This window comes from Rhizobium sullae (assembly GCF_025200715.1).
GTDB lineage: Bacteria > Pseudomonadota > Alphaproteobacteria > Rhizobiales > Rhizobiaceae > Rhizobium > Rhizobium sullae.
On the sequence record NZ_CP104143.1, the window covers coordinates 1,176,896 to 1,202,828 of the forward strand.

General features: G+C 60.9%; 26 protein-coding genes and 2 pseudogenes. 12 read left to right on the plus strand and 16 right to left on the minus strand.

All coding sequences use genetic code 11. The features are described from left to right. The first annotated feature begins 60 nt into the window (after positions 1 to 60). The 3 genes from ilvA (at position 61) to N2599_RS05860 (ending at position 3,090) form a co-directional block, all read left to right on the plus strand. Complete coding sequence (gene ilvA, locus N2599_RS05850; RefSeq protein WP_027508828.1) at positions 61 to 1,317, plus strand: threonine ammonia-lyase; 1,257 nt, start codon at positions 61 to 63, stop codon at positions 1,315 to 1,317. 37 nt (positions 1,318 to 1,354) lie between these two features. Beyond that, positions 1,355 to 1,678, plus strand: coding sequence for an HlyU family transcriptional regulator (locus N2599_RS05855; protein ID WP_027508829.1), 324 nt, complete (start codon positions 1,355 to 1,357; stop codon positions 1,676 to 1,678). 143 nt (positions 1,679 to 1,821) lie between these two features. Continuing rightward, positions 1,822 to 3,090 carry a GGDEF domain-containing protein gene (locus N2599_RS05860; RefSeq protein WP_027508830.1) on the plus strand — a complete coding sequence of 423 codons (1,269 nt, stop codon included), beginning with the start codon at positions 1,822 to 1,824 and terminating at the stop codon, positions 3,088 to 3,090. A 211-nt stretch (positions 3,091 to 3,301) separates the two neighbouring features. Here N2599_RS05860 and N2599_RS05865 read toward each other — a convergent pair whose 3' ends face one another. Further along, positions 3,302 to 3,916, minus strand: coding sequence for an FMN-dependent NADH-azoreductase (locus tag N2599_RS05865; protein WP_027508831.1), 615 nt, complete (start codon positions 3,914 to 3,916; stop codon positions 3,302 to 3,304). A 141-nt stretch (positions 3,917 to 4,057) separates the two neighbouring features. Between N2599_RS05865 and N2599_RS05870 the strand changes: the two genes are divergently transcribed. Continuing rightward, positions 4,058 to 5,026, plus strand: coding sequence for a LysR family transcriptional regulator (locus tag N2599_RS05870; RefSeq protein ID WP_027508832.1), 969 nt, complete (start codon positions 4,058 to 4,060; stop codon positions 5,024 to 5,026). Positions 5,027 to 5,059: 33 nt separating this feature from the next. Here N2599_RS05870 and N2599_RS05875 read toward each other — a convergent pair whose 3' ends face one another. The 4 genes from N2599_RS05875 to N2599_RS05890 all read right to left on the minus strand — a co-directional run bounded on the left by N2599_RS05875 (position 5,060) and on the right by N2599_RS05890 (position 8,984). Further along, the gene (locus tag N2599_RS05875; RefSeq protein WP_027508833.1) at positions 5,060 to 7,048 is read right to left on the minus strand and encodes a bifunctional 2',3'-cyclic-nucleotide 2'-phosphodiesterase/3'-nucleotidase; all 1,989 of its coding nucleotides are present in this window, start codon (positions 7,046 to 7,048) and stop codon (positions 5,060 to 5,062) included. Between the two features lie 100 nt (positions 7,049 to 7,148). Beyond that, positions 7,149 to 7,481: a PilZ domain-containing protein gene (locus N2599_RS05880; protein WP_027508834.1), complete on the minus strand. Its 333-nt coding sequence runs from the start codon at positions 7,479 to 7,481 to the stop codon at positions 7,149 to 7,151. Between the two features lie 88 nt (positions 7,482 to 7,569). Then, the gene (locus tag N2599_RS05885; RefSeq protein WP_027508835.1) at positions 7,570 to 8,451 is read right to left on the minus strand and encodes a DMT family transporter; all 882 of its coding nucleotides are present in this window, start codon (positions 8,449 to 8,451) and stop codon (positions 7,570 to 7,572) included. Between the two features lie 71 nt (positions 8,452 to 8,522). Further along, positions 8,523 to 8,984 carry an Lrp/AsnC family transcriptional regulator gene (locus N2599_RS05890; protein WP_027508836.1) on the minus strand — a complete coding sequence of 154 codons (462 nt, stop codon included), beginning with the start codon at positions 8,982 to 8,984 and terminating at the stop codon, positions 8,523 to 8,525. Positions 8,985 to 9,142: 158 nt separating this feature from the next. Between N2599_RS05890 and ald the strand changes: the two genes are divergently transcribed. After that, positions 9,143 to 10,261: an alanine dehydrogenase gene (gene ald / locus N2599_RS05895; RefSeq protein ID WP_027508837.1), complete on the plus strand. Its 1,119-nt coding sequence runs from the start codon at positions 9,143 to 9,145 to the stop codon at positions 10,259 to 10,261. 16 nt (positions 10,262 to 10,277) lie between these two features. Here ald and N2599_RS05900 read toward each other — a convergent pair whose 3' ends face one another. From N2599_RS05900 to N2599_RS05930, 7 genes are all read right to left on the minus strand, one after another. Continuing rightward, positions 10,278 to 10,787, minus strand: a complete 510-nt coding sequence (locus N2599_RS05900) for a DUF1203 domain-containing protein (protein WP_027508838.1) — start codon at positions 10,785 to 10,787, stop codon at positions 10,278 to 10,280. A 104-nt stretch (positions 10,788 to 10,891) separates the two neighbouring features. Then, on the minus strand, positions 10,892 to 11,275 hold the full coding sequence (locus tag N2599_RS05905) for a VOC family protein (RefSeq protein ID WP_027508839.1): 384 nt from the start codon (positions 11,273 to 11,275) through the stop codon (positions 10,892 to 10,894). 76 nt (positions 11,276 to 11,351) lie between these two features. Next, positions 11,352 to 12,578 (minus strand): chromate efflux transporter, encoded by a 1,227-nt coding sequence (gene chrA / locus N2599_RS05910; protein WP_037141223.1) that lies wholly within the window; start codon positions 12,576 to 12,578, stop codon positions 11,352 to 11,354. A gap of 87 nt (positions 12,579 to 12,665) precedes the next feature. Beyond that, on the minus strand, positions 12,666 to 13,226 hold the full coding sequence (locus N2599_RS05915) for a GNAT family N-acetyltransferase (RefSeq protein ID WP_027508841.1): 561 nt from the start codon (positions 13,224 to 13,226) through the stop codon (positions 12,666 to 12,668). Between the two features lie 8 nt (positions 13,227 to 13,234). After that, entirely contained in the window at positions 13,235 to 14,104 is an 870-nt protein-coding gene (sseA, locus tag N2599_RS05920) for a 3-mercaptopyruvate sulfurtransferase (protein WP_027508842.1), read from the minus strand. 22 nt (positions 14,105 to 14,126) lie between these two features. Further along, positions 14,127 to 14,864 carry an alanyl-tRNA editing protein gene (locus N2599_RS05925; RefSeq protein WP_027508843.1) on the minus strand — a complete coding sequence of 246 codons (738 nt, stop codon included), beginning with the start codon at positions 14,862 to 14,864 and terminating at the stop codon, positions 14,127 to 14,129. 5 nt (positions 14,865 to 14,869) lie between these two features. Continuing rightward, the gene (locus N2599_RS05930) at positions 14,870 to 15,910 is read right to left on the minus strand and encodes a cysteine synthase A (protein WP_027508844.1); all 1,041 of its coding nucleotides are present in this window, start codon (positions 15,908 to 15,910) and stop codon (positions 14,870 to 14,872) included. Between the two features lie 332 nt (positions 15,911 to 16,242). Here N2599_RS05930 and N2599_RS05935 point away from each other — a divergent pair, with 332 nt between their 5' ends. Beyond that, a complete protein-coding gene (locus N2599_RS05935; RefSeq protein ID WP_027508846.1) occupies positions 16,243 to 17,079 on the plus strand; it encodes an SDR family NAD(P)-dependent oxidoreductase in 837 nt (278 codons plus the stop codon). 167 nt (positions 17,080 to 17,246) lie between these two features. Here N2599_RS05935 and N2599_RS05940 read toward each other — a convergent pair. Beyond that, a pseudogene (locus N2599_RS05940) lies at positions 17,247 to 17,411 on the minus strand (GNAT family N-acetyltransferase); the annotation flags it as partial. 856 nt (positions 17,412 to 18,267) lie between these two features. Then, positions 18,268 to 19,158: a LysR family transcriptional regulator gene (locus tag N2599_RS05945; RefSeq protein ID WP_027508847.1), complete on the minus strand. Its 891-nt coding sequence runs from the start codon at positions 19,156 to 19,158 to the stop codon at positions 18,268 to 18,270. Between the two features lie 95 nt (positions 19,159 to 19,253). Here N2599_RS05945 and N2599_RS05950 point away from each other — a divergent pair, with 95 nt between their 5' ends. The 3 genes from N2599_RS05950 (at position 19,254) to N2599_RS05960 (ending at position 21,394) form a co-directional block, all read left to right on the plus strand. Further along, the gene (locus N2599_RS05950) at positions 19,254 to 20,312 is read left to right on the plus strand and encodes an aldo/keto reductase (protein WP_027508848.1); all 1,059 of its coding nucleotides are present in this window, start codon (positions 19,254 to 19,256) and stop codon (positions 20,310 to 20,312) included. A 96-nt stretch (positions 20,313 to 20,408) separates the two neighbouring features. Then, a complete protein-coding gene (locus N2599_RS05955) occupies positions 20,409 to 20,963 on the plus strand; it encodes a nuclear transport factor 2 family protein (protein WP_027508849.1) in 555 nt (184 codons plus the stop codon). Between the two features lie 104 nt (positions 20,964 to 21,067). Further along, positions 21,068 to 21,394, plus strand: a complete 327-nt coding sequence (locus N2599_RS05960; protein WP_027508850.1) for an Atu4866 domain-containing protein — start codon at positions 21,068 to 21,070, stop codon at positions 21,392 to 21,394. A gap of 104 nt (positions 21,395 to 21,498) precedes the next feature. Here the strand turns inward: N2599_RS05960 and N2599_RS05965 are convergent. Beyond that, positions 21,499 to 22,397: pseudogene (locus N2599_RS05965) on the minus strand (LysR family transcriptional regulator). A 95-nt stretch (positions 22,398 to 22,492) separates the two neighbouring features. On the opposite strand from N2599_RS05965, the gene N2599_RS05970 reads away from it, so the two are divergent. From N2599_RS05970 to N2599_RS05980, 3 genes are all read left to right on the plus strand, one after another. Beyond that, complete coding sequence (locus N2599_RS05970) at positions 22,493 to 23,326, plus strand: SDR family oxidoreductase (protein WP_027508851.1); 834 nt, start codon at positions 22,493 to 22,495, stop codon at positions 23,324 to 23,326. A 52-nt stretch (positions 23,327 to 23,378) separates the two neighbouring features. Next, complete coding sequence (locus N2599_RS05975; RefSeq protein WP_027508852.1) at positions 23,379 to 23,873, plus strand: lipocalin-like domain-containing protein; 495 nt, start codon at positions 23,379 to 23,381, stop codon at positions 23,871 to 23,873. Between the two features lie 102 nt (positions 23,874 to 23,975). After that, entirely contained in the window at positions 23,976 to 24,956 is a 981-nt protein-coding gene (locus tag N2599_RS05980; protein WP_027508853.1) for an MBL fold metallo-hydrolase, read from the plus strand. Positions 24,957 to 24,973: 17 nt separating this feature from the next. Here N2599_RS05980 and N2599_RS05985 read toward each other — a convergent pair whose 3' ends face one another. Continuing rightward, the gene (locus tag N2599_RS05985) at positions 24,974 to 25,879 is read right to left on the minus strand and encodes a LysR family transcriptional regulator (protein ID WP_027508854.1); all 906 of its coding nucleotides are present in this window, start codon (positions 25,877 to 25,879) and stop codon (positions 24,974 to 24,976) included. Between the last annotated feature and the right edge of the window lie 54 nt (positions 25,880 to 25,933).

Below are 25,933 nucleotides of genomic sequence, written 5' to 3' on the forward strand. Positions count from 1 at the left end.
ACCGACTTCTTTTGCCGGCCGACCTGTGCCATAGCGAAGGCCTGACACAGGAATGGACCGATGACCGTCACACGACATGATGTAGACCGCGCGGAAGAAGCGTTGCGCACCCTCTTTCCGGCAACGCCGCTGCAGCTCAACGACCATCTTTCGGCGCGCTACGGCGCGGATATCTGGCTGAAACGGGAGGATCTGTCGCCCGTCCGCTCCTACAAGATCCGCGGCGCCTTCAATTTCCTCCGCAAGGCGATCACTGAAGGCGGCGGCGAGCGCCTCTTCGTCTGCGCTTCAGCTGGCAACCATGCGCAAGGCTTTGCCTATGTCTGCCGCCATTTCGGTGTCCAGGGCGTGGTCTTCATGCCGGTGACGACGCCGCAGCAGAAGATCGACAAGACGCGCATATTCGGCGCCGAATTCATCACCATCAAGCTTTACGGCGATTTCTTCGATCAGTGCTATCAGGCCGCACGCGATCACGCGGAGGCGGCCGGAGGCGTCATGGTGCCGCCCTTCGACCATGCGGATATTATCGAGGGGCAGGCAACGGTCGCAGCCGAAATCCTGCAGCAGCTACCGGAGGGCAGGGTGCCGGACATGCTGGTCCTGCCGGTCGGCGGCGGCGGGCTTGCTGCGGGCATCACCGGCTATCTCAAGGGTTCCGTTCCGGAATCCGCCTTTGTCTTCACCGAGCCGGCGGGCGCGCCGAGCCTGAAGCGGAGCATCGAGGCTGGTGAAGTCGTCACGCTTTCCAGGGTCGACAATTTTGTCGATGGCGCGGCCGTTGCCCGCATCGGCGACCTGAATTTCGCAGCGCTCAAGGGTTTTTCAGCCGGGCAGGTCATGCTGATGCCGGAGAACGCCATCTGCGTGACGATTTCGGAAATGCTTAATGTCGAGGGCGTCGTGCTGGAGCCGGCGGGGGCTTTGTCCCTGACGGCGATCGCGGCGATGGATCCGCAGGCCATCCGCGGCAAGACGATCGTTGCCGTCGTCTCCGGCGGCAATTTCGACTTCGAGCGGCTGCCCGACGTCAAGGAACGCGCGATGCGCCACGCCGGGCTGAAGAAATACTTCATCCTGCGGCTGCCACAGCGTCCGGGCGCGCTCCGCGATTTCCTCAACCTGCTCGGGCCCGATGACGACATCGCCCGCTTCGAATACCTGAAGAAGACGGCGCGCAACTTCGGCTCGGTGCTGATCGGCATCGAAACCAAGGCGCCGGAGAACTTCGCCACCTTGATTTCGAATTTCGAAAAGGCGGGCATGGGCTTCGAGGACATCACCGAGAACGACATCCTCGCCAACCTCATCATTTGACTTTGCGGGCGCGGGCGGCCCGTGCTAAAGGCGAAACATGACTTCGATCTTTTCCAGCATTTTCTCGATGTTTTCCGGCGGCAAAGCCGCCGAGCCCGGTGCAAGCCCGAAGGGCGAGCCGCAGCTTTACGGCGAGTGCGCCATCTATGCCGAGCCGCGCAAGGAAGGCGGACAGTACCGCCTGGCCGGCCGCATCGAAAAGACGGTCGGCGGCGAGGTCCTGGTGCGCAATTTCATCCGCGCCGACATGTTCTCCTCGTCGGACGATGCAATCGAATGCACTGTGCGCAAGGCGCAGCAGATCATCGATCAGCATGGGCCATCGCTCTTCGCCGACGGCGAAAAGGAGCGGCAGGTCTAACGGCCCTTCGCCGGCGAGCCGCTGCCTGGCAGTACCGTGCCGTGCAAGTCATCCGGCATGAAGCTGTTCATTTGCGGGCGTGAACTGGACCGTTTCTTAACCGTATCGCGCTATAAAGGGCGGGTTGGGGAGCGAAAAGCGCGATGGCAATTGTCAATCTCGGTCTCGTTGTGGTGGAAGCTGTCGGCTACTTCGCGCTGATGGTGAGCCTGCTGCATTTCCGCCACCGGCTGGGCCTTGGCGTCTTCATGACTGCGCTTGGCGTCATGCATTTCCTGGAAACCTATCTCGCTGCCGTATTCTACGTGTCGCTGCCCTTCGGCGTCGCCTCGCCCGGCTCGTCGGTCTTCTTCGCCGGCAAGCTGATGATGATCCTGATGCTCTACCTTCAAGAGGATGCGTCGACGGTTCGGCAGCCGATCTACGGCCTGTTCCTCGGCAATCTGCTGACCGTTGCGATCGCGTGGATTCTGCAACTGCACGAGACCGTCGAGATTTCGCCCGGCAACGCCGCCGATTTCAGCTTCCTGAAGGAGATGGGCTGGCTGATGGTCTGGGGCACGGCGCTGCTCTATGTCGATTCGCTCGGCATCATCCTGCTTTACGAGCGCCTCGGCCATTGGTTGAAACGCAAGGTGATCTTCCGTTTCATGCTGTGCGGATTCGCACTTCTGACCTTCGACCAGATCGGCTTCTTCGGCGCCTTGCACTATTTTCTCGACGTGCCGCTGGCGGCCTTCTGGGACGGCTGGAGGGCGAAGATGTTCGCGGTCTGCATCTATACCGCGCTCTTTGCCTTCTACCGGCTCTATATTCACCGGAACGGCGTTCCGGCCGCCGCGCGCTCGCTCAGCGACCTGTTCGGCGACCTGACGTTCCGCGAGCGATACAACGATCTTCTCGAACGGACAGGCAGGGACATGCTGACCGGCGTCTACGACCGCTCGCGCATGGAACTCGAAGCGCCGGTCATGATGCGGGAAGCCCTGCGGCAGGGACAGTTCATGACCGTCGTCATTATCGATGCCGACCACTTCAAGGACGTCAACGACAATTTTGGCCATCTGCAGGGCGACGAAGTGCTGAAGGGGATCGCTTCCCGGCTTGCGGCCATCCTGCGCTCCGCAGACCGGGTGTTCCGCTTCGGCGGCGAAGAATTCGTCGCTATCTGCCCGGGCACGGACCACGAGGAAGGCTTGCTGGTCGCAGAACGCCTCAGATGGGCGATCGCGACAAGCGTCAGGACGCCGGACGGAAGACCTGTCACCGTCAGCATCGGCGTTGCGACCGCCGACGCGGACGGCGTCAGCTTCACCACCGTTCTCTCGACCGCCGATCACCGGCTCTATCAGGCGAAGAAGAACGGCAGGAACTGCGTCTTCGGGCGGACGGGCCCGGTCAACGTCAGTTAATCCGACGCTTGGTTCTGCGGGACAAGTGCTGGCTCGGGCGGAATGCCTGTCGGCTCGTTACGCGGCCATACCATCAGGAAGGTGAAAGAACGGGGAAGCTCGATTACACCGCTTAAGAGTTGGCAACGAGGGCTGCCGACGCCAGGCTAGGCACGCTGAAACAAAAACGGCCGGACAGGGCCGGCCGCTTCTGGGGGGCGATGTCGGACGGTTAGGCGGCGAGGGCGATTTCTTCGGCCCGGGCCTTAGCGGCGCCGATTGCCTTTTCCGCAGCTTCCGGACCGAAGGCGAGGCCTTCGACATAGATGGTTTCGATGTCGGTGATGCCGAGGAAGCCGAGAACCGACTTCAGGTACGGAACGGCATGATTCAAGCCGGCGGCAGGACCCTGCGAGTAGACGCCGCCGGAGGCGAGAACGACGTAGACCTTCTTGCCGGTTGCAAGCCCGACCGGGCCGCTTTCGGTGTACTTGAAGGTGCGGCCGGCGCGCGCGACGTTGTCGATCCAGGTCTTCAGCGACGAATAGATGTTGAAGTTGATGAGGCCCGTGCCGATGACGATGGTGTCGGCGGCGAGCAGTTCGTCGACGAGGGCATCGGAGGTCTTGACGGCTTCAGCTTCCTGCGCCGTGCGCTCTTCGGCAGGCTTGCGGATCGCGGCGGTAAACAGGTCGTCGATGTGCGGCAGCGGATTGGCGGCAAGATCGCGGCGGACGACGACGCTGCCCGGCTTCTGGGCCTGAAGCTTGCCGGCAAGGTCGGTGGCAATGGTGGTCGAAAGCGATTCAGCACGCGGGCTGGATGTCAGGAGCAGGATGGACGACATAGTTGTATTTCCTCTCGAATGAAGATTCTGCGAGCTCGCTTGGGAGATTCGAGCCGCCGTTCCAGAGCGAAAATAGGTCTGGTCTGCCATCGAAAAAACTGTGATAATGTCGATCAAAGCTATCGATAGATTGGATGGAAGATGCTTCCCAACCCGACATTGGACCAGCTGCAGGTGTTCCTCACGGTGGCGGAGACCGGCAGCTTCTCGGCCGCCTCGCGCGCACTCAACCGCGCGCAGTCGGTGATCAGCTACACAATCGCCAACCTCGAGGCGCAGCTCGAGATGCCGCTTTTCGAACGTTCCGGCGCCCGCCAGTCGAAGCTCACCGATGCGGGCAAGGCCATGCTCGAAGACGCACGCCGCCTGCTGACCGATCTGGAGGTAATGCGTGCCCGCGTGAAGAGTCTCAAGGACGGGCTGGAAGCGGAGGTTTCTGTTGCCATCAGCGTCATGGTGCCGTCGCATGCGGTGGTCGATGTGCTACGCGAATTCCGTGACAGGTTCCCGTCTGTCGCGCTCAGTTTGACGGTGGGCGAACTCGGTGTCGTGATGGATCTCGTTTTGAGCGGCAAGGCAACCATAGGTATTGGCGGGGCTCTGCTGAAGCAACACGACGCGCTTGTCGCAGAGCAAATCGGACACTCCTTCATGATGCCCGTTGCCGCGCATGATCATCCGCTGACGAAGATCGGCAAGCCGCTGACGCTGGCGGATGTCCGCGAAGAAACCCAGTTGGTCGTGACGGATGCGTCGGGTTTGACAAAAGGCCGCGATTTCAATGTGCTCTCCTACAAGACATGGCGCGTGAGCGACATTGCCACGAAACACTCCCTCATCCTCGGTGGGCTTGGTTGGGGCGGCTTGCCGGCCTCGCTTATTCGTAACGATCTGATAAGCGGCGCTTTGGTCCATCTCGACCTGCCGGCCTTCGAGCAGGGCGAGTATCCGATATATGCCATGAGACGGATCGCCAGCCCGCCCGGTCCGGCGGCCAGCTGGATGATCGATGCGTTTCGGGCAAGGCTTGCACAATGCCCCAAACACGCCGATTTTACGGCGCAGCTGGCTGAGCTGTCGCCGCCGGATTTGCCGATAGCTGCTGAATAAGAGGACGCGGATTCCCCGCGCCCTCCCATTGCGCTAAAGTATCAATCTGAACTTGGCAAAGCCTTCGGCGCCTTCGCCTGCGTCCTCGATCTTCACGCTTTTCATATCGGCCAGAAACTGCTTGGCCTTCGGCCCGCTCTGGAAGACGGCGCTCGTGTCTGTCAGCGGCTTGAAGGTCCAGTTGCTGTCGGCGGATGGGTTGATCGTGCCCTGGTCGTGGATGAAGCGGACGATCACGTCGCGGTTGGTGTCCGGCGCTTGGAAGACGACCTTGTCTGCGGCGATCTCCGGGAACTTGCCGCCGCCGCCAGCGCGGTAGTTGTTGGTGACCACGACGAACTTCTGCTTTGGGTCGATCGGCTTTCCCCCGAACTTCAAATCTTGAATGCGGTTCGAATCGGGATTGATCGCCTTGCCGTCATTGTCGAACTTGCGCGGCTGGGACAGGTCGATCTGGTAGGTCACACCGTCGATCACGTCGAAATTGTAGGAGGGGAAATCGCCGTTGAGCAGTTCCGAATCCTTCGTGCCCGGCTTCACTTCGTTGAACATGCCCGCCGACATTTCCAGCCAGTTCTTCACCTGCTCGCCGGTAATGACCACGGCCTGCACGGTGTTCGGGTAGAGGTAGAGGTCGGCGACGTTCTTGATCGCGACATCACCCGTCGGAACATCGGTATAATAATCCGCGCCGCCGCGGCCGCCCGCCTTGAAGGGCGCGGCGGCCGAAAGCACGGGCAGATCCTTGAATTCGGTATCGGCCAGCATCTGCTTGATGTACCAGGTCTGCGCCTGGCTGACGATCTGCACCGACGGGTCGTCGGCAACGAGCGCGAAGTAGGAATAGAGCGGTGCCGAAGTCTTGCCGACCGGGGTGCGGACATAGGCAAGCGTCGCCTCATGCTCGGCCTTTGCGGCCTCGATCACGTCCTTCTTGTCGGCGACATCGGCAACCACCTTCTTCTTGTCGTCGCGGTGATAGATCGGCCGCGCCTCGGCGGTGAAATCGACGATCTTCCAGCTCTTGCCGTCCTTTTCGAGAAGCAGGTCGATGAGGCCGAGATGCGAGCCCCAGAAGCCGCCCATGACAGCCGGCTTGCCGTGCAGCGTGCCTTTCACCGGATCGGCATTGGCAATCCCGTCCCAGCTCTTCGGACCGGGGAAGACGAGATGCTGGTGGCCGGTGAAGATCGCGTCGATGCCGTCGACAGCGGCAAGATGCAGCGAAGCGTTTTCCATCTTCTCGGAGGGTGCCGCGCCATCGATGCCGGAGTGGGAAAGCGCGATGACGATATCCGCGCCTTCCTCCTTCATCGCCGGAACCCAGGCCGTGGCCGCCTCGACGATATCGCGAGTCTGCGCCTTGCCTTCGAGGTTCTTGGTGTCCCAGAGCATGATCTGCGGCGGCACGAATCCGATGAAGCCGATCTTGACCGGGCTCTCGTTGCCTGCGCCGTCCTTGATCTGCTTTTCGACGATCACATAGGGCTTGAAGAAGAGATCGTCCTTCTTCGGATCGGAGGCAAGCTGGCCCTTCGTCAGGTTGGCGCAGATGAACGGGAAATTCGCGCCGCCGAGCACCTTGAACATGAAATCGAGGCCGTAGTTGAACTCGTGGTTTCCGAGCGTGCCGACGGTGTAGCCAAGCGTGTTCATCGCCTTGATGACCGGATGCACGTCGCCGTCCTTCATGCCGTGCTGATAGGCCATGTAATCGCCCATCGGATTGCCCTGCAGCAGGTCGCCGTTGTCGATCAGCAGTGCGTTTGCCGCTTCGGCGCGGATGTTGTCGATGATCGTCGCGGTACGGGCCAGACCCATCGTATCGTTCGGCTTGTCGGCATAATAGTCGTAGGGGAAGACGTTGACGTGGATATCGGTGGTTTCCATGAGGCGCAGATGCGCCTGGTTGGCGGCCGCCCGCGCCGCGAACGGGTGAAGCAGAACGAGCGCCGAAGTCGCGGCAAGTCCGCCGAGCAGCGACCGGCGGGTAATCGGGTGCAAATTAAGGATGGAAGACATCGAACATTCCTTCACAAATCACGCATGGCTCAACGCAGCGGCGAGCCTAGAGTGATTTGCACGGGAGTGCATCGGGAAAATGACAGGCTGGTGTTGAATGTTATCGCTTCAACACCGGCCGGACTTCCTTGTGGAAGAATCGGAAATAGGAGGCAACCTGTGCCCTGGAGTTCGAGTTCGGATCGAACTCGATGCCAAGGCGTCCGTTATGGCTCCACCGGATTATACCATAGAGCGTTCCAAGGTCTTCGGCGACGATCTGAACGCGGCTGCCTGATGCCGCATGCAGCGGCGTTCGAATTTCCAGCGCAACGCCCGTTATCGAGAGATCGAGGATGCGGACGTCTACTTCGTTATTGAGATAGCGGACCTTGCCGAAAATGCGGCAATACTTGCGTTCGGCCTTGCGGGTAATGATATTCAGATTGCGCATTTCCTGCCCTCAAAAGAATACGTAGCATTCACTATCGCGAAAAGGTTGAAAATCCTTTTACAGTAGATGCTAAATTACGAGTATGACCCTATTTTCGGACAGCGCTGCTGCGCGCCACCACATGCTCACGCCAGATGGTGAAAATGCCGGCAGCCACAACGATCACCGAGCCGGCGATCGTGTTGAGGCTTAGGGCTTCGCCAAAGATGACGACGCCGATAATCGAGGCGTAGACAAGCTGCAGATAAGTGAGCGGCTGAACGGCTGCGGCATCGAGCATGTCGTAGGCGCGGATCAGGAAGTAATGGCTGGAGATACCGGTCAGGCAGAGAAGCGCCATCCAGCCCCAGTCGCCGGCCGACATCGAGGTCCAGTAGAAAGGACCGATGAGCGTTATCGTTACGCCGCCCGCAACCCCGGTATAGAAGAAACTCGTCATCGAAGAATCATCGCGGCTGACGAGGCGGGTGGCGATGACGTAGAAGGCGAAAAGGAAGCAGCCCAAGACCGCAAGCAGCAGCTTCGGATCAATGAAACCGCTTTCGGGCTTCAGAATTAGAAGAACGCCGGCGAGCCCCGCGCAGATTGCCGTCCAGCGGCGCCATCCGACGCGCTCGCCGAGCAGCGGCATCGAAAGCAGGGCGATCAGGATCGGCGTGCCGGCAAAGATCGCCTGGGTGTGCGCAAGACCGATGATCGCGAAACAAGTGATCGCCAACACGACCTGCGCGGCAAGTAGAACGCCACGCAGGACCTGAAGCAGAGGCCGCTTCGTGTGCGCGGTCTCCCTCAGGCCGCCGCGCATTCTCGACGCGAGAAGGATCGTGAAAAGCGCAAAGGCCCAGTAGCGGATCATCGTCACAAAAACCGGCGGGTAGATGCTCGCCAGATGCTTCGAGATCCCATCTTGCACGGAAAAGATGGTGATCGCCAGGAGGACGAAGATATAGCCTTGCGTCTTGGAATTCATGTCTTGCCATAAGGCGGGAGAGGCCCGCATACGACGGAAGCAGGTCAGGATTCTTACCGCTTTGCAAGGCCTCAAAGGCCGACATTCGGCCTGTCGATGATTTCCCGCAGCGCGAAGCTGGAGTTGATCTTGACGACATGGGGCAGGGCGGAAAGCCAGTCGCGGTGTATGCGCTCATAGTCTTCCAGGTCGCGGGCGGCGACGCGCAGAATATAGTCGTATTCACCTGACATCAGGTAGCAGACGAGCACGTTCGGGCAGCGCTTCACCGCGGCCTCGAATTCCGCAAGGGTCTTCGCAAACTGGCCGGAGAGCGAGATGTGCACGATGGCGATCATCTTGTAGTCCAGCGCCTTGTGCGAAAGACGTGCGTGGTAGCCCCCGATGACGCCGCTCTTCTCGAGAATGTCGAGCCGTCTCGAGCAGGCCGAGGCGGAAAGGCCGACCTTGTTGGCGAGGTCGGCATTGGTGATGCGGGCGTTCGCTTGAAGCGCCCTCAGAATCGCACGATCGATGGTATCAAGTTCCGACATTCGAATAACCTTCGAAAACAGCGGGGTTTGCGCAATAATCTTCGAAAAATAGCATTCGCGCAAATGGTCTTTGCAAGGACATTTCGCGCGCCCGGTGTTTGGATTTGGATCGTCGATAGCGCGCCGCATAAGCGGACATAAAATGAGAGGAACGCTAAATGCGTGTCGGTTGCCCGAAGGAAATCAAGAATCATGAGTATCGTGTCGGCCTGACGCCCGCCTCGGTTCGTGAATATGTTGCCCATGGCCATGACGTCTGGGTCGAGACAAAGGCAGGCGCCGGCATTGGTGCCGATGATGCCGCCTATGCCGCCGCCGGCGCGAAGATCGCGGCCTCGGCAAAAGACATCTTTGAGAAGTGCGACATGGTCGTGAAGGTCAAGGAGCCGCAGCCCTCCGAATGGGCGCAGCTTCGCGACGGCCAGCTTCTCTATACTTACCTGCACCTGGCACCCGATCCGGAGCAGACCAAGGGGCTGCTCGCGTCCGGCGTCACCGCGATCGCCTACGAAACCGTTACCGACGAGCGTGGTGGCCTGCCGCTGCTCGCGCCAATGTCGGAAGTCGCCGGACGCCTGTCGATCCAGGCAGGCGCCACGGCGCTGCAGAAGGCCAACGGCGGTCTCGGCATTCTCCTTGGCGGCGTGCCCGGCGTGCTGCCGGCCAAGGTCGCAATCATCGGCGGCGGCGTCGTCGGCCTGCATGCAGCCAAGATGGCAGCCGGCCTCGGCGCCGACGTCAGCATCCTTGACAAGTCGCTGCCGCGCCTTCGCCAGCTCGACGACATTTTCGGCGGCCGCATCCACACGCGCTATTCCAGCATCCAGGCGCTGGAGGAGGAGGTCTTCTCCGCCGACCTCGTCATCGGCGCTGTGCTGATCCCCGGCGCTGCCGCGCCGAAGCTCGTTACCCGCGAGATGCTTTCGGGCATGAAGAAGGGCTCGGTGATCGTTGATGTCGCGATCGATCAGGGCGGCTGCTTCGAGACCTCGCATGCGACGACGCATTCCGAGCCGACATACGAGGTCGACGGCGTGGTGCACTACTGTGTCGCCAATATGCCAGGCGCGGTTCCCGTCACGTCCGCACATGCGCTGAACAATGCGACGCTCGTCCACGGTCTGGCCCTCGCCGACCGCGGCCTGCGCGCCATCGCAGAGGACAAGCATCTACGCAACGGCCTGAACGTCCACAGGGGCCGCATCACCAACAAACCGGTTGCCGATGCGCTTGGCTACGAAGCCCACGCGGCGGAAAGCGTATTGAACGTAGCGTAAATCCCATCACGTTGCGTTAGATGAAGGCGCCGGTCTCGCTGAAGGCCGGCGCCTTTTGCTTGTCGATCCGGCACTGGAAGCAATTGTTGCGCGCCGAGCGGACATGCACATAGGCGATTTCCCGACGCTTCAGCAGCTCTTCGGCATAGCCCGGAATGTCGGCGATCGCGGTGACGGCGCCGGTGCCGTAGACGATGCGGTTGTTCTCGCCATAGCCGCGCACGATGAAATCGCGGCTCGTCGTCAGCACGGGCGGCAGCACTTCCGCCGCCGCATAACGTTCGCAGCGATTCTTGTGCAGGAAGATCGGGCCGGTCTCGGCATAGGGCTGCAATTCCGGAAACGGGCGGTAGGCGAAAACGAGAAGCTCGTCGCCGGCATCGATATTCTTCAGGCAATGGCGGCAGGGATGACCCGGCCCATCGGAGACCATGGTCTCCGGCAGGTTGTCATAGGCATCACGGCCGCCGTTCCAGAGGTGCTCGGCATCGGCGGACGGCATGGCGGAAAAACGGATGGCTGACATGGCAAATCTCCTTCGCAATTGCCATGAAATGCGCCTTCAAAGCCGCTTTAACCACCCGATTCCTGCGCCATTGTTTCAATGCCGGCTGCGCAAATTCACGAAGCTCATTTTTTCGGCGCTTCGAACAGTTCGATCGGGTTTCCTGCGGGATCCTCGAGAAGAATCTGCTTGCCACCCATTCCCTGCACGATTTCGTTCCGGAAGCGCGCGCCGGCTTGGCGCAGCGCCGCGACCTCCGTCTCCAGATCCGCGACTTCGATTTGAATGCGGTTCCATCCGCCCGGTTCCGGCTTGCGCCCGTCCGGCATCGCCTGAGGCGCCCCGCCCGGTCCCGTCATTCCGCTGACGAGAAGACGGAAACCGTCCCTGGTCAGGATGGCAAAGCCCGGCGCGGGACGAAACGCGACGGAAAAGCCGAGACGCTGTGTGTAGAATTCCACTGCCGCATCGACGTCATCGACGATGTAGCGCACGCTGATGCCTGGCATGATCGTTTTCCTCCGTTGTACTCCTCATTGCTTCAATCCCGAGTCAACGCGAAAATTCTCGTCTGGGCCGGAGATCTCAAATCAGATGGAGAAGCGTACCACTCGCTGCCAACAATAATACCACGATCCAGGGCGGCGTCTTCCAGACCGTAAGCAGGAGGAATCCTGTGAGCGCCAGCGCGAAATCCACGGTCGAGAGCACGGCGCTCGTCCAGACCGGGCTATAGAGTGCGGCACCGAGGATCCCGACGACGGCGGCGTTCGCACCGCGCATGGCGGCCTGTGCGGCCGGCCGCAGCCGCAGTGCATCCCAGAAAGGCAGCATGCCATAGACCAGTAGCAGTCCCGGCAGGAACACGGCGACAAGCGCGATGGCCGCTCCGGCAAATCCATGGGGCGCTGGTCCTATGACCGCGCCGAGATAGGCCGCAAAGGTAAAGAGCGGCCCGGGCACCGCCTGCGCCAAACCATAGCCGGCGAGGAAGGCTTCGTTCGTCACCCAGCCGGGTGTCACCACTTCTGTCTGCAGCAGCGGCAGCACGACATGCCCGCCGCCGAAGACCAGCGCACCCGAGCGGTAGAAGGCATCGAACAGCGCGACCGCCTGATGGCCCGTTGCGCCCGCAACCAGCGGCGGGATCAGGAAGAAGGCTGCGAACAAGACGAGTGCGATCGCTCCACCCCGGCGCGAGACGGGAAAGCCGAGATGACCGGTCAACGCGGGTACTTCCGCGCGGCAGAACCAAAGCCCGGCGACGGCACCCAGCGCGATTGCGCCAATCTGGCCGAACGATCCCCCGATGAAGGCAACGATGGCAACGGCTGCCAGCGCAATGCCGCCACGTTCGCGGTCTGGCGTGAGGCTCTTCGTCATGCCCCAGATCGCTTGGGCCACCACAGCAACGGCCACGAGCTTCAAGCCGTGGAGGAATCCCTCCGCGTCGGGTCCGGTGAAAACGGCGGCACCGAGCGCGAAAGCCAGGAGGATGATCGCCGACGGCATGGTGAAGGCGAACCATGCCGCAAGCCCGCCAAGCAGACTGTTGCCGCGCAGGATGCCGAGCGAGAAGCCGACTTGGCTTGACGCCGGTCCCGGTAGGAACTGGCAAAGTGCAACGAGATCGGCATAGCCGGCCTCGTCGGTCCACCTGCGCCGCACCACCAGCTCGTCGCGGAAGTAGCCGAGATGAGCAATGGGGCCGCCAAAGGAGGTCAAGCCGAGTTTCAGGAAGACCCAGAAGACTTCACCGGGACTGCCACGCGGGCGTTCGATCGCAGACACAGCTGTCGGGGAGGACTTCACGGAACAGCTCCTTGGCATTTTCTTTGGCCACTTGAAGGGCAGCGACACCAGATTACGGGCATATCGCGGTGATCGTAGAGTGCACCGTCAGCTCTTCCTGGCAATCTCCAGTAGTTCCTTATCGCTCAGCGGCCGTACGATACCGGTGCCGGTCGAAACCGGCGAGAAACCGAACATCTGGTAGAGCTGCAGGGCGCGCGGATGGTCGAGATTGTTGGTGGTCGTCGTGACGCGTGTCGGGTTCAGTGTCCAGATCGCGTAAAGCGCCTGCAGCAGGAACCACTTGCCGATGCCGAGGCCGAGCGCGTGCTCGATCAGGCCGAAATGGCAGAGCTCGATCGTGTCCTCGTCCTCGCAGAAATACTCGTAGAAGCCGGCAGGGGCGCCGTTGACGTAGAGCACGCTGATATTGTTACGCTTGTCGTGCAGGGTTTCCGCCAGCGCCTCGTCGCTCATCCGCAGCCGGTCGACCCACTGCCAGCGGGCGCCGACCTGCCGGTAGAGGTAGCGGTAGAAGGGCAGCGGAATGCCGGGCGCGCGCATGATCGCCGTCTGAATGTTGACCGGCACCGGTAGGCTTGCCTTCGGCGGCGAAGTCATTTCCAGTCGGGTGATATGGGCCGTGAGCGAGGAGGGGGACTTCGCCATGGCGCGTCTCAGGCCTTGATCGGGTCGGGAGGACCGGTCACCACCGGCGTGTCGTCGCGGCTGCCCCATTCGCTCCACGAGCCGTCATAGAGCTTGTTGTCGGTATGGCCGATCGATTCGAGCGCCAGCGTGATGATCGCGGCCGTAATCCCCGAACCGCAGGAGGTGACGACCGGTTTCGAAAGATCGATTCCAGCATCTTCGATCGTTTGCTTCAATTCGGGCAGTGATTTGAAACGGCCCTGATTGGCAAAAACGCCGGACGGCAGGTTGCGGGCGCCTGGCATATGCCCGGAGCGCATCCCGGCGCGCGGTTCCGGTTCGGTGGCGGCGAAGCGTCCGGCGCTGCGGGCATCGGCGATCTGCAGGGCGCTGCTGGAAACGATGTCGCGCATCGTTTCCAGGGTGACGACGCGGCTTGCGTCATAGCTCGTCTTGAAGGTCGCCGGTTTGTAGGCCGGGACATCCGTTTCGAGCGGGCGACCCTCCGCCTTCCAGCCATCGAGGCCGCCGTCGAGAACGAAGACGTTTTTCGCTCCCATCACCCGGAAGAGCCACCAGACGCGCGGGGAGGCGAACATGCCGATGCCGTCGTAGACGACGATGCGGTCCGTCTCGCTGATGCCGAGTTTGCCTACTTCTTCCGCGAAATAATCCGGCGAGGGGATGGTATGCGGCAGACCGGTGGAATGGTCCGCGATCTTGTCCTGATCGAAGCGGATCGCGCTCGGAATATGACCGCTTGAATATTCGGCGTCCGCGTCGCGGTTCTGCGCTGGGAGGTAGAAGGAGGCGTCCAGCACGCGCAGGTCCGGCTTTCCGAGCTCACCCTGCAGCCAATCGGCCGAGACGACGAAACGGCTCTTCTCTTCGCTCATACTGATCTCTCCCTGACTGGTTCTAGGCTTCGCTGCCAGGCACGCCGAAGCGGATGCGGAAGCGCCGGTTCTCCCTGCCCTTCTTCTCGATCTTGGCGATGTGGATCTGGCCGACTTCCTGTGTTTCGGAGACATGTGTGCCGCCGCAGGGCTGGCTGTCAATCGCCGAGTTTTCGCCGATGCAGACTAGGCTGACCCGGCCAAGCCCGATCGGCGGGCGCACGTTCTTCGATTTCACGATGCCGGGGTTTGCAGCCAATTCCTCGTCGGTGATCCACTGGACATAGACAGGGTGGTTTTGGGCGACGAGCTCCATCATCTTCGCCGTCACCTCATCCTTGTCGATCGTTTCGCTCATGTCGAAGTCGACGCGGCTCTCGTCCTCGCCGACCGCAGCGCCGGTGATCGGATAGGAGCAGACCACGGACAGCAGGTGACAGGCCGTGTGCATGCGCATCAGCCGGTAGCGGCGCGGCCAGTCGACGTGCAGCACCAGCTTTTCGCCGACGACCGGCTGCGGCTGGCCCGCAGGCGGGGTGTGGATGACGATATCCTTGGTCGCCCCGTGTTTCGTCGGGCCGAGTTCGATCTTCGAGCCGTCGGCGCGTTCGAGAAAGCCGGTATCGCCCGGCTGGCCGCCGGAGGCTGCATAAAAGCAGGTCTGATCCAGCTCGATTCCCCCGTCTTCGTGAATGGCGGTGACCACCGCCTCACATGTCGAAAGATAGAAATCGTCACGATAGAGGGGATTGACTGGCATGGGTCTCACGCTGCTGGTTCGTAAGGTATCTTTATGTCCTGCGACGCAGTCAGCCATGCCGGAACGGGCAGCCCCTTCGACGTCAGAAAATCGGGGTTGAAAAGTTTCGATTGGTAGCGGTTGCCATAATCGCAGAGGATCGTCACGATGGTATGGCCCGGGCCGAGATCCTTGGCGAGGCGTACCGCACCGGCAATATTGATTCCCGTCGAGCCGCCGAGGCAGAGGCCCTCGTGTTCGACGAGATCGAAGACGTAAGGCAGCGCTTCGGCGTCGGGAATCTGATAAGCGAAATCCGGCGTGAAGCCTTCGAGATTGGCGGTGATACGGCCCTGGCCGATACCCTCGGTGATCGAGGAACCGGAGGACTTCAATTCGCCGTTCTTGTAGAACTCGTAAAGCGCTGCCCCTTCAGGATCGGCGATGGCGATCTTGACGTCCTTGCGGAACGCCTTGAGACCGGCTGCGACGCCCGCAAGCGTACCGCCCGAGCCGACGGCGCTGACGAAGCCGTCGACCTTGCCGTTGGTATCCCTCCAGATTTCGGCGGCGGTGGTTTCGATATGTGCCTGGCGGTTGGCGACATTGTCGAACTGGTTCGCCCAGATGGCGCCGTTCGGATCGGTTTTCGCCAGTTGCTCAGCCAGGCGGCCGGAAACCTTCACGTAGTTGTTGGGGTTCTTGTAAGGCACGGCAGGTACTTCGACGAGCTCGGCGCCGAGCAGCTTCAGCGCATCCTTCTTCTCCTGGCTCTGCGTTTCCGGGATGACGATCACCGTGCGGTAGCCGAGCGCGTTGGCGACGACCGCCAGCCCGATGCCGGTATTGCCAGCGGTGCCTTCGACGATCACGCCGCCGGGCTTCAGCAGCCCTTTTTTCTCAGCATCGCGGATGATGTAGAGCGCGGCGCGGTCCTTCACCGACTGGCCGGGGTTCAGGAACTCCGCCTTGCCGAGGATGGTGCAGCCGGTCGCTTCGGATGCGCCCTTGAGCTTGATGAGCGGAGTGTTGCCGATCGCCTCGATGACGGATGGGTGGAAGGTCATGGAATCTGCCTCTGTGGAAGTGGTAGTTTAGGAACGGTCTTTTCCCTTCACAAGGCTGGGTTGGCAAGAAATGCTATTCCAGGACCCCGCCTGCCACGATAAAATTAGACTTCTGCTTTCAAAAATCCCGCGTGACTTGCAATTTGCCTCCGGACTGCCCCCTCGGCAGTCCCAGAAGCTGATCAAGCACATCAACCCGTTCTGCCGGACCATCGACGGCCGGATCGGCTGAAATGAGCCACAATAGCATGATAGAGGCATGAATCCGGGAGGCAGCGAGGAACTTCCGGACTTGGTTTCGTGCTGAATCGGCAGTCTGGAGGAAGTCTATCATGCGTGAATTCGTCGCCCGTCCCGAACATGGCATCGCCTGGATTTCCGGCGCGAATTCAGGCATCGGGCGGGCGTTGGCGCTGAAATTGGCAGGCGAGGGATATAAAGTCGCCGTCACTGCGCGCAATCATGAAGAACTGGCCGAACTGCAGGCCGAAGCACGCGGTCTTTGCGGCAGCATCGTCGTTCTCGACGGCGACGTCACCGATCCGGAGGATATGGAGCATGTGCTTGCCTCGATCGAATACGAGCACGGCGCGCTCGCCTTGGCCGTCTTCAATACCGGCATTTACCAGCCTGTGCATGCCGAGGAATTGAACCGCGCGGATTTCGAGAAGAGCTTCGCCGTCAATCTTTCCGGCGTCGTCAATTGCCTGCTGCCTGCCATCCGGCACATGAAAGCCAAGGGGCAGGGGCAGATCGCCATCGTCTCTTCCGCCGCCGGCTATGGCGGGCTTCCGACGAGCGCAGCCTATGGCGCCACCGAGGCGGCGCTGATCAACATGGCCGAAAGCCTGAAATTCGATCTCGACAAGATGGGCATCCGCATCCAGATCATTTGCCCCGGCTTCGCCGATCTGCCGGCGGCGCGCGAAAACAGCCTCCCCATGCCGCCGCTCGTTTCGCCAGAGGAAGCCGCCGGACAAATCGCGGCAGGCCTCAAATCCAGCCGCTTCGAAGTCAGCTTTCCGAAACGCTTCACCTATATGCTGAAACTTCTCCGGCTGATGCCCTACGGCCTCTATTTCCGGCTGGTGAATCGTTCGGCCGGCTGGTGGAGGCGTCCACCCTCTTCGCCCGGCCACCATCCGCAAACACCGCATCCTGCTGAGTGATCAGCGGCTTCGGCATATAGCGGTGGCTCATCACCCGGAATAGGCAAACGGAGCGAATTGAAGAAGTTGCGTCGCGATGGCGCTTCCCACGACCAGTTCGGGCTGGAGTGCCGCACATCCAGACAGCACAACACTCTCCTATCTCTGCCGCGCATGAGCATACGGCGTCAGCCGATCCCTCGTTCCCATTGCTGACGGCTGATCGCATAGAGCACGTGGCGTTTCAGATGCGGATGCGTGTCGGGAACGCGGGGATGGTCGAAATCGCGGTGCGGATCGTGATGCAGGCCAACCCGGCGCATGACCGCGGTGGAACGATGATTATGGATCACGTTCAGTCACTCTTGGACACGATGGATCATCATGGTGCACGCCGGAGCATCTCTGGGCTTAAAGGTCGTAAAAAGGCAATACTTGGAGGTTCAAGGTCGAGTCTGGGGCAGGGGATTAGGAGATGGAAATCGAAGACCACTGGTGTTCACGCCTCCTATGCCTTCTCCGATTTGATCGAAAATGCGGCCACGGTTGAGCCTTTAGCTATCTCTTTCGCCACCTTTTTAACTCAACAGCTTTCGTTGCGGCCGCAGGTTCAAATCCGGCCCCCGCAACCACGCTTTTCCCCGACGGGACCGCTAAAACTACGATCCTCTACGAGTGGCCATTGTAAGAAGGGCGCTTGATCGCGATGGTATGCGGCATTTGCCCGCGGATGGAGGAATACTCGCGCGGCGTACCATTAGTTCCTGCTGACCGCGCTATCGGTTTGGGTTGCTGCAAAGGTTAGGTCATTTGAAACGCGCAATTTCAAATAACGAGCCGTCGGTTCGGTTCCCTTCAACTGCAATGCTGGACGTGAATGACCTCGTCTGAGGTTCTGCTCTCTTCAAGAGCGCTACTCAAAAAACCAAGTAGTCATGCGCACCGAGTAAGCAACAAACGCTTATGGGTCGAAAAAACCAGATCGGGCCCCGAGTTCCTAAGAAAGCCCCTCCTGCCAAGCCTGGTAGACGGTCGTTATGCTGAGGCGAAAACCCGGGCTGCAGGTAATTCGTCCGCTGCCGTACGAACGAATGTCAAGGCTCGCCGCGATCGGTTCAGGGCCTTACGGATAATCGTGGTCCTCAGGGCGTCAGCGTTGACGTGGCCGCCCGGTAGCACCTGTCACGGCAGCGATGTTGCGGGTGGTCGCTATCGCCACCGCTTTATATGGTCGATGAGTGCCCGAAGCTTGGGAGGAAGATTGCGCCGGCTGGGATAGTAAAGAAAGAAGCCGGCAAACGGAGGGCAATAGTCCTGAAGGAGAGGGACCAGTTGACCGGATTCGACATAAGGTTTGAAGGTGTCCTCCATTCCGAAGGTGATGCCGCCGCCGGCACAGGCTGTGCGGATCATCAGCCACATGTCGTTGGTGGTAATCTGCGGGTCGACAGCCACGTCGAACTCCCGTCCATGCTGACCGAATTCCCAACGATAGGGTGCGCTGTGTGGCGCTGGACGCCAGCCGATACAACGATGCGTTGAGAGTTCCGAAGGATGTCCAGGCTTGCCGAAACGTTCGATGTAGGACGGCGCAGCAAAGGCGCCCTGGCGCTGCTCGCCCGACACCGGAACGGCGATCATGTCCTGATCGATGACTTCGCCCAGTCGTACCCCCGCATCATAGCCTTGCGCGACAATGTCAAACTCGTCGTCCGTGACGGTCACGTCAATCTGAATGGCAGGAAATGCGTCCGCGAAACGCGCAAGAAGCGGCCCTGAGATGAACTGCTCGGCGATGGATGACACCGCCAGCCTCAAAAACCCGCTCGGTGCGTTGTCGCGGTCCGCCGTCGCGTCGAGCGCCAGTCCGACTTCGGAAATAGCCGGCGCCACCCGCTTATACAGTTGTTCGCCGGCCTCTGTGAGACTGACACTGCGCGTCGTGCGCTGGACGAGCGCGACACCCAGCCTATCCTCGAGGCGTCGGATGGTCTGGCTAACGGCTGGCCTCGTAACGCCCAAATTCTCCGCGGCCACGCGAAAACTCCGCGCTTCGGCGACGGCCAGGAAAACAGAAAGGCCATTCAGATCGATTTCCATTGGTTAGAAGCAGTTACCACAGTAGTCATCATTGGGCAAATTGTTCGCTCCCATCGACGCGTCTACCATGGATCTCACAGCTAGGAGACAGCCGAATGACGCTTGATCACTACAAACTTCTTGGACGGTCGAGCTTGCGAGTTTCGCCGTTGAGCCTCGGAACGATGACCTTCGGTTCCGACTGGGGATGGGGGGCGGACGGTGACGAGGCCCGCCGTATCTTCGATCTCTATGTCGACCGTGGCGGCAACTTCGTGGACACGTCGGTCAATTACACCGACGGCCGCGCCGAGCGCCTGCTTGGGACCTTCATCGGCGACAAGCGCGAGCGGATCGTCCTTGCGACGAAATTTACGATGGCACGCGAACTGGGCGACCCGAACTCCGGAGGCAACCACCGCCTGAACATGGTGCGGTCCGTCGAGCAGAGCCTGACGCAGCTCGGCACGGACCGCATCGACCTCCTTTATCTGCATGCATGGGACATGACGACCCGGCCGGACGAGATCATGCGAGCACTAGACGACCTCGTTCGCACCGGGAAAGTCCTCTATCTCGGCATCTGCAACACGCCTGCATGGCGCGTTGCACAGATGCAGACGCTCGCCGACATGCGCGGCTGGTCTCCTTTCGTGGCGCTGCAGATCGAATACAGCCTCGTGGAGCGGACCGTCGAGCACGAGCTTCTGCCGGCGGCTGAGGCTTTGGGCCTCGGCGTGCTTCCGTGGTCGCCGCTCGGCGGTGGCGTCCTCACGGGCAAATATTCCCTTGCCGACGTCGAGGATTCGCAGGAGGCGACGGTGTCTGCCAGCCGAAAGGGTGTCATAGCTTCGTCCGGACATCTGAACGAGCGTGCGATCGAGATTGCGGACGAGGTTCGAGCCGTCGCCGAAGAGGTCGACTCTACACCATCGCGGGTAGCGCTTGCCTGGACGCTGGCCAATCCGACCGTCGTCTCCCCCATCATCGGCGCCCGCACGCTCGCCCAGGCCGAGGACAATCTCGGAGCTCTGGATCTGGTCCTTGCACCGGAACAGCTGGAACGACTGGACCGGATCAGCGCACCGAGTCCCGTCTTTCCCGCCCGCTTCACGCAGCGCCCCCTTGTCCAACAACTGATCTTCGGTGGTGCCGCGGTCGAACGCCGCGACTGACCGCGGAGACGACGTGAGGCCTGTCGACGATGCGCTCAGCTCCACGGTCGGTCGACAGGTTTCATCAACCCTCAGCAACTGGAAAGGACCGATACCATGACCAATCTTTTGAGAGACCGCCGGACCGCCCGCCCGAGCCGAACAGCTCTGATCGCATTGGGATTGCTGTCGCTCGCCCTGCCGGGCGCAGCCATCGCCAACACCGCGGCAACGCAGGTGCAGGCTACGGACAGCGCCGCGATCGAGCAACGGAACAAGGCAATCGTCGAAGCCGCCTTCGAAAAATGGCGTGGGGGTACCTACGTCTTCGCGGAACTTCTCGCTCCCGATGTCGTCTGGATGATCCATGGCTCCGGGCCGGTTGCCGGCACCTATCGCAACCAGCAGGACTTTGTCGAACAGGCATCGCGCCCCTTGACCAGCCGCCTCGCGACGCCGATCGTGCCGGAGGTGCATAACATCTTCGCCGACGGTGACACGATCATCATCCGCTTTGACGGAACGGCGACCACGACGTCGGGCGCGCCGTATAGCAACCAGTTCGTCTGGATATTGAAGATGAAGGATGGCCTCGTCGTCAATGCGGAAGCCTTCCTGGACCTCGTTGCCTATCAGCAGGTGGTCGACAACAACGCCCCGCGTACCCAATGACGGGCGCCCGGCTTCGGCAGGCAGGCACGTCTGCCGAGCCGCCACCGCGCATCCATGCGCGACCTCTCCAGACCGACAGTTTCATCGTTTAATGGAGCCAAACCATGCGACCGGCATTTGCAGCACTCGTGGCCGCCACCCTTTCAATTCAATCCGTAGAAGCACGCGAGACAAATTTGCAGCCGAACCATCCCTACGTCGGCATGTGGGTCACCGACGACAACCGCGTTCGTCACGAACTTCTGCCGAACGGACGCTATGTCGAAGCCCGTGGCCAGCGCGAGCGAGCCTATGAAGGCCGATACGAAGTCGAGGGCACGCATATCGAGTACTGGGACGACACGGGTTTCACCGCCAACGGCGATTTCGTCGATGCCGACACATTGCACCATGGGGGCATGATCTTGCGCCGCAAACCAGCGACGCCTTGAGTCATTGGGTAAACCTCCGCGATGCGGAAACTGTTCGAAGCAATGGGTGCCGCAGGTCTTCCTCGAGCCATCTGACAGGGCGGAGGCCATTCCCCCACCGCCCGTCATCGTGCCTTGTCCACCTCTCGCAGGAGATCGATGAAGGCCCGTAACGGGGACGGCACGTGCCGGCTGCGCGGGTAGTAGAGCGCCAGCCCCGGTGTCGGCGGACACCATTCATCAAGTACCGTCACCAACTGGCCCGACGCCAGAAACGGCCGGGCGAAATATTCGGGCACATAGGCGATACCGCGCCCATCCGCCGCCGCCTGCACGAGAAGATCATTGTCATCGAGAGTGAGATTGCCCGGCACGTCGATCACGACTTCGGCGCCGCGTTTGGAAAATTCCCAGCGATAGCGCTTTCCGCTCGGTAGACGTTGGCGGATGCAGCAATGCGCATTCAGGTCGTCTGGTGTGTTCGGTCTTGCTTTGCCGTCGAGGTAGGACGGCGCTGTCACGGCAAGGAAACGCACGTCGCCGCCGAACTTCACTGCGATCATGTCTCGGGGCACCGCCTCGAACAGTCGGACGCCCGCATCGAAACCTCTTCCACGATATCGACAAGCCGGCCTTCCGAAACCAGATCAAGCTCGACATCGGGATAAAGATCGAGAAAACGCGGCACTACGGTTTGGAGCAGGATACGGGCGCCGCTTTTGTTCGCATTTATCCGCAGTGTGCCGCTGGGGGTGCCGCGTTCTTCCGAGAGGGTATCGAGCGCCTGGTCGAGATCCTGAAGAACCGGATCGAGCCGCGCGACCAGGCGCGCACCGGCCTGGGTTAGCGACACGCTGCGTGTCGTCCGGTTGAAGAGCCGGACGCCCAATTTTCCTTCGAGCCCGATGATCGAGTGGCTGAGTGCGGAGCGCGAAACGCCCATGACGTCGGCCGCTCTGCGGAAGCTCCGGTGGCTGGCCACCGCCGCGAAGGCGGCAAGATCGTTCAGGCTGGGGCGCACCATTCGTGATTTATCCTCACCATCTCATCTCATATTGCCAATCTTATATCACCAATCCTCCAGGTCTACATTCGGAGATGAACAGATGAGGAGATCACATGCCAAAGACATGGTTCATCACCGGCGCTTCTTCGGGACTCGGCTTGGAGATGACGCAGCAACTGCTTGCACAGGGACATACGGTCGTCGCGACCGTTCGCCAGCCAGGGTCACTGACGCGAGTCCGGCAGACTTACGGCGAGCGTTTGGACATCGTTGCGCTCGATCTGGTCCAGCCCAAGAGCATTAGGTCGGCTGTCGAAGGCGCCTTCAAGCGTCACGGTCGGATAGACGTCGTCGTCAGCAATGCAGGCTACGGCCTGTTCGGTGCTGCGGAAGAGCTCACTGATGAAGAGATCGACCGGCAAATTGCCACCAACCTGACGGGATCCATTCATCTGATCCGTGCCGCATTGCCCCTTTTGCGAAAACAAGGCGAGGGGCGGATCGTCCAGGTCTCGTCCGAAGGGGGGCAGATCGCCTATCCGGGCTTCAGCCTCTATCATGCCACCAAGTGGGGCATCGAGGGCTTCGTCGAATCCGTCGCACACGAAGTGGCGCCTTTCGGTGTCGACTTCATCATCGCCGAACCGGGGCCGACCGGCACGAATTTTGGAGCCAATCTCGTCCGTGCAGAACCCATGGGCGCCTATGAGGACACCCCCGCCGGCGCTGTTCGCCGCGCGATCGGCGATGGAAGCTTCGAAATCAAGGGAGATGCCGCGCGCACCGCCGCCGCAATCCTATCGGCGGCCGAGAGCGCAACGCCGCCATTGCGGCTGGCATTGGGCAGCACGGCCTATTCCTCTATCTCACAGGCGCTCTCGGCACGCCTGTCCGCTATCGAGGCGCAGCGGGAAGTGGCGAATTCCGCCGATCGGCAGGACCTGTGAACCGCGACAAGCGCCTGGAAACACAGACCTCATGAACAGGAAAGGAAACACCATGTCCATCCGACCAGCCATTTTGGCGCTCGCCGTCAGCATTTCGTCGTCTGCCTTCGCGCAGACCGCCACAGAAAACCAGATCGTAGGCACCTGGCGCATGATGTCGGCGACGATCGACCCCGGCGGGAAAAATATCGCCGCCTATGGAGAGAAGCCTAACGGTCTTCTCGTCTTCACGCCCGACATGCACTTCGTGGAGGTTCTGACCGACGCCGAGATCCCGCCGTTTGCTTCCAATGTTCGTGGTGAGGGAACGGACGATGAAAATCGCACGGCCATGGCGCGCAGCATCGGGTTTTTCGGAACCTACACCGTTGATGAGAAGGGCGAATTCAGCGGAAACCGTGTCGAGGGATCGACATTCCCGAACTGGATCGGCAGCGTGCGAACACGTGATGATCTCACGCTCGTCGTCGATGGCGACCGTATGACCGAAAATTTCCGGCGACCGGACGGGACCAGAATCAGGATCGAATTCCAGCGCGTGAAATGAGGCCCGGCAGGCGGGGGTTCGGACACGGTCTTGACCTGTCGCTAACGAGCTTCCGTCCTTCGGTCAAGACCAAGGACGGAAGCCATCCGGAGGAGGAAAGCCATGCTCTTCAATCGTCGTTCCATGTTCAAGGCGGGAGCCGCCGTAACCGCGTTGGCGCTTTCAACGCCTCAAATCATGACCCGCGCCGCCTTCGCAGCCGCTCCACCAAGACCAGAGGTCACCAACAGCGGTTTCCATCGCTTCATGCTGGGCAAGTTCGAGATCACCGTCATCCTGGATGGCATGCGGACATTCGACGGACCTCATCCGACCTTCGGTGCCGATCAAAGTGCCGACGAGGTCGCATCCTTGATGAACGCCAACTTTTTGCCGTCGGATCGGATGATCGGGCAATTCAACCCGGTCCTGGTGAACACAGGCACCGAACTCATCCTCTTCGACACCGGCAACGGGCAGGAAGGCAGGGAGTTCGGAACCGGACACCTGGCGAGCCGTATCACAGCATCTGGCTATACGCCGGCCGATGTGACAATCGTCGCGATTTCTCATCTGCATGCCGACCACATCAACGGCCTCATGGAGGGCGACCGTCCGGCGTTCAGCCAGGCGCGATATGTCGTCAGCCAAGCGGAATGGGACTTCTGGGCTTTCACCGACTTTGCAGGAACGCCCGCCGCCGTGCATGCGACGGCCATCCAGAGAAAGGTCCTGCCCCTCGGGGGGAAAATGACTTTCATCAGCGCCGGCGCGTCGATTGCGCCGGGTGTGACGAGCATGGTGGCCGCCGGACACACGCCCGGTCACATGGCGTTCCTGCTGGAATCGGCAGGCCGCAGCCTGCTTTTGACCGGCGACACGGCGAACCATTTCGTCGCTTCCCTGCAGAAGCCGGATTGGGAAGTTTCTTTCGACATGGACAAGGGCGCTGCCGCCAACAGCCGCAAAAGGATATTCGGCATGCTGGCTGCCGAAAGAATTCCGTTTATCGGCTATCACATGCCTCATCCTTCAGCCGGCTACGTAGAGCCCTTCGATACGGGTTTCCGCTTCGTGCCGGTGAGCTATCAATTCCTGATCTGACGCCGGCGGAAACGGATTTATCCCCTGGCCTGCCAGTCGTAGCTCCGCATGTAGTCGAGAAAGGCGCGCATGGCGGCGCTCGGGAGGCGGCGGCTGGGGTAGTATAAAAACCAGTGCGGTAAGGTGGGGCTCCAGTCGGTGAGAAGCTCCACCAGCCGGCCGGTTTGGATATGTGGCTTGGCGTAGTCATCCAAGACATGGGCAATCCCTCTGCCTGCCAGCGCAGCTTGCAGTTCGTTATGGGCGGAGCTGACCGTCAATCGGCCCGTTGGCGTGACTTCAATCTCTTCGCCCGCCTCGTCGAACTGCCAGGTGACGAGCGTGCCGCCTGGGAACCGACGTCTTACACAGTCGTGATTGACAAGTTCGTGCGGTGTCTGCGGCTGTCCCCACCTTCCGATATAATCCGGTGAAGCGACGATGGCGTAGCGAAGTGCAGGGCCAAGCGGCAGCGCGATCATGTCCTGCGCCAGCTGCTTGCCGAACCTGACACCGGCATCGAAACCCTGCTCCACGATATCGATGACGGCCGCATCGCTGATGATCTCGATTTTCACCTCTTGATAGGCATCCAAGAAATTGAACACCAGCGGACAGAGAAAATGATCGACGGCCGGCGCGGGCGCGTTGATCCTGAGCGTGCCGGATGGGCTGTCCCGCAGTTCATCGACCTCGGCGATGGCGAGCCTGATGTCGCCCAATGCAGGTGCCAGGCGTTCAAGAAGGCGCTGGCCTGCCTCCGTGGGGAACACGCTCCTCGTCGTTCGATTGAGGAGCCGGATACCTAGAGCCTCTTCCAGGGCGTTCATCGTTTGGCTCAAGGCCGATGAAGAGACCCCTCGCTCAAGCGCTGCCGCGCGGAAACCGCCGCAACGCACGATGGCCACGAAAACGTCGAAGCTGTCCAGACGAAGAGGGTTCATTGAGAAGCATTTCTAATCAAGCTGATAAACTTAGCGCAGCTTATCAGATCAATC